At 63.9% G+C, this 8,699-nt stretch carries 7 protein-coding genes and 2 tRNA genes; 6 read left to right on the top strand and 3 right to left on the bottom strand.

Annotated features, from left to right (window positions below):
* A partial coding sequence (locus VGH98_26325; protein ID HEY2379526.1) for an ABC transporter permease occupies nt 1–2,020 on the top strand: 2,020 nt, incomplete at its 5' end.
* A 13-nt stretch (nt 2,021–2,033) separates the two neighbouring features.
* Here VGH98_26325 and VGH98_26330 read toward each other — a convergent pair.
* Nucleotides 2,034–3,047 carry an SH3 domain-containing protein gene (locus VGH98_26330; GenBank protein ID HEY2379527.1) on the bottom strand — a complete coding sequence of 338 codons (1,014 nt, stop codon included), beginning with the start codon at nt 3,045–3,047 and terminating at the stop codon, nt 2,034–2,036.
* 190 nt (nt 3,048–3,237) lie between these two features.
* Between VGH98_26330 and VGH98_26335 the strand changes: the two genes are divergently transcribed.
* Nucleotides 3,238–3,327, top strand: a tRNA-Ser gene (locus tag VGH98_26335).
* A gap of 57 nt (nt 3,328–3,384) precedes the next feature.
* Here VGH98_26335 and VGH98_26340 read toward each other — a convergent pair.
* The gene (locus tag VGH98_26340; protein HEY2379528.1) at nt 3,385–4,005 is read right to left on the bottom strand and encodes a TetR/AcrR family transcriptional regulator; all 621 of its coding nucleotides are present in this window, start codon (nt 4,003–4,005) and stop codon (nt 3,385–3,387) included.
* Nucleotides 4,006–4,131: 126 nt separating this feature from the next.
* On the opposite strand from VGH98_26340, the gene VGH98_26345 reads away from it, so the two are divergent.
* The 3 genes from VGH98_26345 to VGH98_26355 all read left to right on the top strand — a co-directional run bounded on the left by VGH98_26345 (nt 4,132) and on the right by VGH98_26355 (nt 6,966).
* On the top strand, nt 4,132–4,956 hold the full coding sequence (locus tag VGH98_26345; protein HEY2379529.1) for an SDR family oxidoreductase: 825 nt from the start codon (nt 4,132–4,134) through the stop codon (nt 4,954–4,956).
* Between the two features lie 41 nt (nt 4,957–4,997).
* Nucleotides 4,998–6,635 (top strand): DHA2 family efflux MFS transporter permease subunit, encoded by a 1,638-nt coding sequence (locus VGH98_26350; GenBank protein HEY2379530.1) that lies wholly within the window; start codon nt 4,998–5,000, stop codon nt 6,633–6,635.
* A 243-nt stretch (nt 6,636–6,878) separates the two neighbouring features.
* Nucleotides 6,879–6,966, top strand: a tRNA-Ser gene (locus VGH98_26355).
* Between the two features lie 95 nt (nt 6,967–7,061).
* Here the strand turns inward: VGH98_26355 and VGH98_26360 are convergent.
* Nucleotides 7,062–7,460 carry a hypothetical protein gene (locus tag VGH98_26360; protein ID HEY2379531.1) on the bottom strand — a complete coding sequence of 133 codons (399 nt, stop codon included), beginning with the start codon at nt 7,458–7,460 and terminating at the stop codon, nt 7,062–7,064.
* A 1,007-nt stretch (nt 7,461–8,467) separates the two neighbouring features.
* Between VGH98_26360 and VGH98_26365 the strand changes: the two genes are divergently transcribed.
* On the top strand, nt 8,468–8,699 hold a 232-nt coding region (locus tag VGH98_26365; GenBank protein ID HEY2379532.1), incomplete at its 3' end, for a hypothetical protein.

The following is an 8,699-nucleotide window of genomic DNA, read 5'->3' on the forward strand; positions in this document are numbered from 1 at the left end:
CGTGAGGCCGATCGCGGGACGCGTGCTCCAACGCGACGACTGCGATTCGCGCGCGCCAGTCGTTGTCATTGGCAATGAGCTCTGGCGCACCGCGTTCGGCGGCGACACCGGCGCGGTCGGCCGCGTGCTGCGAATCAATGGTCAGACGATTCGCATCGTCGGCGTCGCACCGCCATTCAGCAGCGCGTCGATCGACGATCAGCTCTGGCTGCCGTACACGCTGCGCGAGTCGCTTCACCTCGGGCCTAACGACGCCCAGTCGCCGCAGGCGATTCGGCTGTTCATGGACGGCCGCCTAACGCGGGGAGCCTCGCGCGGCGACGTCTTCGCCGAGGCGCGCGTGATCGCCGCGCAGCAGGACCGATTGACGCCTGGGCGCCACACGGCGGTTTCCGTCAACGACGGCTCTCTCATCGCGAAACCCGGGAACGGCATCGTGATTAGCGGCATCCTCGCGGTGGTCTTCATCGGACTGGCGTGTCTCGCGCTCGTCGCGTGCGCAAGTGTGGTGTCGATCCTGCTCGCAATCGCGCACGGCCGCCGCACCGAAATGGCCCTGCGCATGGCGCTCGGCGCCGGCGCGCCACGTCTCGCCGCAATGCTCGGAACGGAATCGTTGATGCTGGCGTGTGTGGCTGGCGCCGTCGCGTCGGCGATGAGCTACCGGTTGCCGCGCATTCTGCTGGAATGGATTGTCCAACGGCCGTTCAACTTCTCGCTCGCGCCCGACTGGCATGTGTTCGCCTTCCTGCTCGTCACCACGGTGGGCGCGGCGCTGGTCGCAGCGAACGCGCCGATTCGCTCCGTGCTCGCTCTCGACCTCAACTCGACGCTGCGCCGCGCGCCCGACCAGGCGGCCGGCCGCGTTAGGCGCGGGAATGTGCTCATGAGCGCCGAGATCGGCGGAGCGGCCGCGCTGTTGGTGGCGACGGTCGCGCTCACGCGCCTGCCGGCGCGGATCGCGAGCTCTCCGCCGCGCTTCGACGCGCGCCACGTGTTGGCGATGAACCTGCGCGCGCCGCAGCCCGCCACGGGAGGATGGCAGAGCTTCCATGACGACATCGCGCGAACGCTGACGACGGTAACCGGCGTGCGCGGCATCGCGTTCGCGACCGCCCAGCCAGTCGGCGACGAGGCGACGGGCGTCACGGAGGTGAAGACCGCCGAGGAGCGTCGGCGCGAGATGCCATCGATCGAAGTGTCGCCGAGCTACTTCGACGTGTTCGGGATCCGCGTGGACCGAGGGCGGTCGTTCACGTTGGCCGACGCCGATTGCGCGGCGGCGGTGTGTCCGGTGATCGTCTCTCGTGAGGCAGCGCGTGAGTTGTGGGGCAGCGTTGATCCGCTCGAGGAACATCTCACCGTCGACGCGACGCACGCGCTGGTCGTGATCGGCATCGCGGCCGACGCGTCGAGCAGGATCGCCGAGCCGGTTCAGGCGTTGATGATGTACACGCCGTGGCGACCGAACACGCGGCTCTATCAACCGTTCTTGAAAGTGGAGGATGCCGGGAGCGGCGTCGTGCGACGCGTGTCGTCACTCGTGAGCGAGCGATTCGCGGGCACTGTCGCGGCGCCGCGAACCGTGGAGGAAGAGATGATGCTCTTGACCGACGCGTTTCAGCGCATCGGCGAAGTGGTCGGCCTCATGGCGGCGATCACGGCTATGCTCGCGATTTTCGGCGTGTACGGCGTCGTCGCGCTCGCGGCCAGACGACGCTTGAAGGAGATGGGAATCCGGTTGGCGCTCGGCGCGCGCCCGATGGATGTCTATCGGGCGATGGTGGCGCCTAACGCGCGGCCGCTCGCGACGGGTCTCGTGCTCGGCGCCGTGTTCGCGACGGCGATGGCGGTGGAGTCGGATCGATTGTTGGGCGCGGTGTTTCCGGTACGAATCGTCGATCCGGTCGCTTTCGTGTTTGCGGCCTCAGGTCTTGCAGCGGCAGTGACGATCGCGATGCTGGTGCCGGCGAGGCGGGCGACGGTCGTGGATCCGGCGCTGGTGCTGAGACAGGAGTGAGCCGGAGATCCGGTCATGGCTCGTCGAGTGAGTGCCAGGCGCCAGCACGACGTACTTCGATCCTGGTGATCGGATGAATCTCCCAAAGCGTTAGGCGCGCCTTGGTGCCCGTGGTGTCACTCGGTCCTCCGTACTGCCACATCTGATCCCAGTGCTCGGGATCGAGCATCAGCCAGCCGCTGATGCGAACCGTGTCACCGCGCACCGCGAGAGCTTTGAGCGTGTCGACGTTCCAACGTGGATGATTCGGTCGCACGCGCGGCGTCGTCTCGACCACGATCGACTGACGCGTCTTTTGATGCGGCCCTTTCGTCAGGTACATGTGCCAGTCGACGCGAGTGGAATCGGTCTCACCGCAGTTCGTGCTCTCCTTGCCTTCTTTCTTCGCGTTAGCGAGAAACCCAACGACACTGATCGGCAGCTCCTCGTATTCGGCGATGGCAGCCAGGTCGGCCGCAGGCCAGGGGTGCTGATCGCCCTCACGATGCTTGAGTCGATTGTGCGGGAATGCGAGCGTCGCGAGCGCGTCCCAACTCACCTCGTGGTAGCCGTCAGGTTCGTCCGTGCGGTTCTTGAGATGATTTGTCGCGGGATCGCCGCCAACGCCATCAGCCTGGCAAAGCGCGTGGTTGCCGTTAGGCCAGTGAATGTCGACAGCATTCGATGCCGTCTTGCTCCAGGTTGAATCGACGGTTCCAGCACCCGTCGTCACCGTGGGTGTTGTAGGCGTGGCGGGCGGCGACACGACCGTGCCGCTATCGATGACGTGGAGTCGTGCAGCCCAGGCCCAGCCAGTGACCGGCGTGGCAACGCGTGTCTTGATGTGGTAGTACCCAAGACGCTTCGACAGTGAGAGCAGATTGACGGTGTCGCCCTGGTCGAGTGTTGCTTTGACCTTCGATTTCGTGCTCTGTCCGCTGCGCACGTTAAGGCCAGAGGTTGCTACTGCAATCTGGGCGGCGGTGGACACGGTAGTGAACACGACCAATACGATCGACGACGCGAGAATCCATTGTGACCGGCCCATCACGCGCTCCGTCCAAGGGGTGGCGGCTGGCGGCTGGGCTTCATCCGAGGCGCTCGTGCGCTATCTTGAGACCGATGGCGAGATGATCCGCGCTGCCATCCAGCAGCCAACGGCGAATCTCGGACAAAGTTAGGTCGACAGGAAGAGTGGCACCGGCAAGACTCTGCACGTAGCGTAGTTGGAAGATGTTGGACAGGTGGCCGAGTGGCTGAAGGCACCGGTCTCGAAAACCGGCATACCGGTGAACCCGGTATCGTGAGTTCGAATCTCACCCTGTCCGTTAAGCTCCTCTGAAGTTGGCGGCACCAGGCGTTCACTACCGGCATCGGCGCGAATGTTAGCGGCCGACCCTACGCCTCCGCCGCCTGGCGCGTGGTGGCTCCTCCCCGAGTTGCTCGAGTGTCGTTCGCGCTGCCGCCAGAATCTCGTTCGAGAGTCCCAGATCTGACTTGGCCGACGCGCGCGCGACCGCGATCGCACCGATCTCCGCCGCGACGATCGTGAGTGCTCGTTGATGTCGGGTCTCTGGAGGTAGATCGACGAGCGTCGCCTCGACCGCCGCCGTCATTCGCTCGAATCCTTCGACGAATCGCGCGCTGACGCTGCGATCCTGTCGGGCGATCTCACTGGCCGACGCCGCGAGCGGACAGCCGAACGCGAGGTCGTCCCGGTGTCGACGCGAGACGTAGTAGTCGAGGAGGTCACCGAGACTCGCGTCGGGACGCTCCACGATCTTCGCGAGCCGAGCACCGCTCGTCTCGAGTCCCGCAGCCAACGCCTCGGCGGCGAGGGCCTCCTTGGACGAGAACTGGGCGTAGAGCGCGCCATGGGTGAGGCCGGCGGCCTTGCTCACCTCGGCCACGCCGACGCCGTCGATCCCACGCTCGCGGAAAAGGCGACCCGCCTCGCGCACGAGCGCGGCGCGATTCTCTGCGGCCTTCTCTCTAGTGACCTTCATACTGGCTCCTATTCGTTACGACTGAAATTAATGTAACGCAATCGCCACCGTCTTGACAATGCTTGCATGACCGGCTACGCCTTCGTGTAATGATGGTGAATGCAATTATTACATAAGGAGGGTCGGATGACACGGGACGCGGAGAAGGGCACGGCACTGATCACGGGCGCATCACGCGGCATTGGCGCCGCCTACGCTGAGCAACTGGCGACGCGTGGCTACGATCTCGTCCTGGTCGCCAGAGACGCGAGCCGGCTCGAGCCGCTCGCCAGGCGCCTAACGGCGGAAACGGGCCGCACGGTGACCACGATCGCGGCGGACCTCACGGATGACACCGATCTCGCGCGCGTGGAGAGCACGCTCCGGAAGGACCCGACGATCACGATGCTGGTGAACAATGCCGGCACGGCCTCGCTCGCGCCGCTGCTCCGGGCAGACGTCGACGTGATGGACCGGATGATCACGCTCAACGTGCGAGCGTTGACGCGTCTGACCTATGCCGCGGCTCCGGCATTCGTCGCTCGCGGGCACGGAACGATCATCAACATCGCGTCGGTCGCCGGCGTCGCGCCCGAGAGGCTCAACGGCGTCTACGGCGCGTCGAAAGCATACGTCATTGCGTTCAGTCACTCTCTCCAGCACGAGCTCGCAGACAAGGGCGTGCGGATTCAGGCGGTGCTCCCGGGCGCAACGGCGACCGACCTCTGGGCGGCCGATGGCGACGGCATGTCGTACGAGAAGCTGCCCCCGTCGATCGTTATGTCACCCGAAGACGTCGTCGAGGCAGCGCTGGCCGGCCTCGAGAACGGTGAGCTCGTGACGATTCCGCCGCTGCAGGACGACGAGGAGTGGACGCGATATGAAGCGGCGCGCCGCGCGATCTCGGAGCAGTTCGGTCATTCACAGCCGGCGCCGCGCTATCGCGTTCACGCTGGGGCTGGCGCGCGATGAGCTTCGATTTCGCGTTGATCTCGATGCCGGTGTGAGCGGTCATGGCAACCGCGCTCAGGGCAGAACCGGCTGCTCAACCGATCATTGAAATCGTCGACACGGCTGGAGGACGAGCTCCAGCCGCGTCGCAGCAGCCGGCGTACGCCGACAAATGGCCGATCGCGTTAGGCGTGATTCTCGCCGCGGTGATGGAGCTCGTCGACACGAGCATCGTGAACGTCGCGTTCTCGCAGATGTCGGGAAACCTCGGCGCAACGATCGACGAGATCACGTGGGTTGCCGTCGGGTACATTCTCGCGGCCGTGATCATTCTTCCGATGACGGGATGGTTGGCGGCGCGGTTTGGTCGGAAGCGCTACTTCCTCGCCTCGGTCGCGCTCTTTACCGCGGCGAGTGTGCTCTGCGGCGCGGCGACGTCGCTCGAGACGCTCGTCTTGTGGCGGGTGGTGCAGGGACTTGGCGGCGGTGCGCTCATCGCCACCTCTCAGGCGATTCTCTACGAGAGCTTCCCGCCGGACGAGAAGGCGATTGCATCGGCGCTGTTCGGGATCGGCATGATGGTTGGACCGGCGCTCGGGCCGACGCTCGGCGGGATCATCGTCGACCGATACAGCTGGCCGTGGATCTTTCTCGTCAACATTCCCTTCGGGCTCATTGCATTCGCAATGATCGCGACGTTCTATCGTCCAACCGCGTCGACCGCGCCTCAGCGCCCACGCGTCGACGTGTTCGGCTTCGCACTGCTCGCCATCGGGATTGGTGCGTTCCAGTTCGTTCTCGAACGCGGCGAGCATTACGACTGGTTCGAGTCTCACCTCATCACCGGTCTCGCAATCACTGCGGCGATCGCCGTGAGCACGATGGTATGGTGGGAGCTGAAGACGGCGGCACCCGTGATCGACCTGCGCGTGCTTCGGCATCGATCGATGACGGCAGCGACGATCTCGGCGTCGGCGGTCGGGATGGCGCTTTACGGAAGTGTCTTCGCACTGCCGTTGTACATGCAGTCGCTGCTGCATTACACAGCCGAGACCGCGGGCTGGGTATTGCTGCCCAGTGCTCTCGCGAGCGCCGTGAGCATGCTCTCCGCGGCGCGGCTCATGAAGCTCTTCTCGCCGCGTGCGCTGGTGGCCGTGGGCACGGCGATCCTTGCCGCGTCGATGTTCATGAACGGCAGCCTAACGACCATCAGTGGACGCCACGAGCTCTTCTTCCCGGTGGTGCTGCGTGGTCTTGGGTTCGGGCTCATCTTCGTGCCGATCACGACGACGGCGTTTGTCGGATTGCCGGCGCGGGAGATGCCGCATGCGGCGGCGCTGTTCAACCTGTCCCGGCAATTCGGCGGCAGCATCGGCATCGCGCTCGTCGCGACGAAGCTCATAACGGCGACAGCACAGCATCGTGCCGTGCTTGTGGAGCGAGTGGCGGCCGACGACCCAGTGACACGCGCACAGCTCGCGGGTATGACCGCGCAGCTCCGCCTCACGAGCACCGACGACTTCACCGCGGCGCGGCGGGCACTTGCCGTGCTCGATCGACGCGTCGAGTCGCAGGCGCAGATGCTCGCCTACCGCGACGCCTTCGGATTCCTGGGGTTCATCGTGCTCGGGAGTCTTCCGCTCGTGCTGCTCCTGCGGCGGCCGCGAACTGTCTCGGGCCCCGCGGTGGACGTGCACTAGCAGCAGCAAAACCGCAGCGCTCCGGCCTGACGACCCTTCAGCAATAATGAGTAGATCCTCATTGCAAATAAAAGCGTAACCGCCCCTTCCACGACGAGCACCTACTGGCGAGCCTCCATGAGCCGGCAGAATGGCCATCGCTGGGGGAACGTGGATCCGCTCACCGAGTCCATGCGCGCAGGTCTTGATGGATTGGAGAGGGATTGGTCAACCGGTGCTGTCTGGCTAACTTATTTCGCTGTTGGACGGGTGGCCGAGTGGTTTAAGGCGCAGGCCTGGAAAGCTTGTGTACGTTCATAGCGTACCGTGGGTTCGAATCCCACCCCGTCCGTTCTCCCACAACAACTTGGAGAAAGTGAAAGGGCCCGGGTGAGGGGCCCTTCGTCGTAGAATTACCACCTTCTTACCACTTGGCGCGGTCTTAGCCTAGGACCTTCGCTCGAGGAGGTAACGTTCTCCCATATCCTCTGCTTCGAAGTATCCGAGCCGACCAGGAATGCACGAGATGAAGGTGCCCATGCCTTTTCCAACGACCTTCTCGACGGCCTCCTCGACCGACAATTCGCAGCCGTCGAGCTCCACATCCTCCGAAAGGAGATAGCAATTGGCCGGCGCGCCTCGCTTCCTGAGAAGGGTTACGATCGCGTCCCTTGTCCGCTGATCCGGACCAAGACGTTGAGCGTACCGAGGATCAAGATCTCGAAAGTGCGCCAGGGCCGCTCGCACCTTCGGACGACCTTTCTTGGTGCCAAGGAGCGTTAGCAATCGCTCTTTCTTGGGAGCCGCGACAAACGCGTTGACGATTTCGAGTGCAGGGTCGCTCATGATGCAGGACGTTGAAGGCTATGGAAACTACGAAGGCGCGCTAGCCGAAGCGCTTAGCTAACCCGTCTTTTCGTTCGGCTTCGGCGGCTTCTCGATGAGCACGTCGAGCGCCTAGGTGAACGTAGAGCTCCGTGGTCTTGAAAGAGGCGTGTCCCGCCGCCTTCTGCGCGATCGCGCCCGGATAGCGTTTGACCCACCACGTGATTGCCGTGTGTCGCAGGTCATACGGACGAACGCCGATGGGAGCTTGGCCGCCTTGGCGGCGTTCTGGTAGGAGCGTTCAATCTCTCGCCCCCTGTGTGGTGTGCCGCTGCGTGGTGACGTGATGTGACGCGCGCCGGAGCAGGATCCTAACGAGGAGACGGCGGATGGCGCGGACCTTATCACTGCGGATCGTTACGGGATCATGACGCCTCCGCGCTGACCAAGCGCCAGGACGGCCACTCAACGGTATGTCGTGCCCATGACCGTGCATTAGGCGTCATACCTGAGCCATGCGTCTATTTGGGGAACGCAGAGTCTTCTGGCGTGTGTCTAGCCTGTGCGCTAAGATATTGCACAGGTATGTACTTAGACGGAGGCGGCTAATGCAGGACAATTGGACCCAGCCGTTGAGCGAGGAGGGCGCGCGCGAAGTCCTGAGAGAGCGCGAGGAACGCCCGGCAGAAACGCCGCAGCGGCTCGACTTTTTGCGGCGGGTCCGTGATGCCGCCCGATCGTTGCGTCGAGGGGGCACGCGAGGCCTCATCAACGAAGATCGCTAGGAAAGCTCGCGTAGGTTGAGCTAGCAAATGGAGCGAGTACCTTCGGGTGCTCGCTCCGTTTCTTTTTCCAGACAACAATGGCCGATCCGTCAGAAGTCGAGCTCGTGCCGCTTGGGATACACCCGCCGTCTCAGTTCCAGTGTTCACGCGAGGAGCAACAGGAATTCCTCCTGAAGAACGCGCTTGGGCATCAAGCGCAGGACGTTAGTCGTACGTACATCGGGCTGCTTGACGGAGTGGAGGTTGGTTACATCACGCTGGCGATGGACTCTCCTGCTCCTATACGGATGGGAGCGACCGCAAGGCATTCCCTTCGCACGTCTGCCGGCATTAAAACTTGCTCAACTCGCAGTCGATGTGCATTGGGAGGGACGAGGAATTGGACGGCAGCTCGTTGCCCTGGCAACGGTGGTCGCGTTGCAAATCAGAGAACGCATCGGCTGTCGTTATCTCACGGTTGATGCGGCCACTCTGA

Source organism: Gemmatimonadaceae bacterium (assembly GCA_036496605.1).
In the GTDB taxonomy this organism is placed as follows: Bacteria; Gemmatimonadota; Gemmatimonadetes; order Gemmatimonadales; family Gemmatimonadaceae; genus AG2.

Coding starts and splice junctions, on each gene's coding strand:
- VGH98_26345 (HEY2379529.1), top strand. CDS start 4,132: ATGACACGGGACGCGGAGAAGGGCACGGCACTGATCACGGGCGCATCA.
- VGH98_26350 (HEY2379530.1), top strand. CDS start 4,998: ATGGCAACCGCGCTCAGGGCAGAACCGGCTGCTCAACCGATCATTGAA.
- VGH98_26340 (HEY2379528.1), bottom strand. CDS start 4,005: ATGAAGGTCACTAGAGAGAAGGCCGCAGAGAATCGCGCCGCGCTCGTG.
- VGH98_26360 (HEY2379531.1), bottom strand. CDS start 7,460: ATGAGCGACCCTGCACTCGAAATCGTCAACGCGTTTGTCGCGGCTCCC.
- VGH98_26330 (HEY2379527.1), bottom strand. CDS start 3,047: ATGGGCCGGTCACAATGGATTCTCGCGTCGTCGATCGTATTGGTCGTG.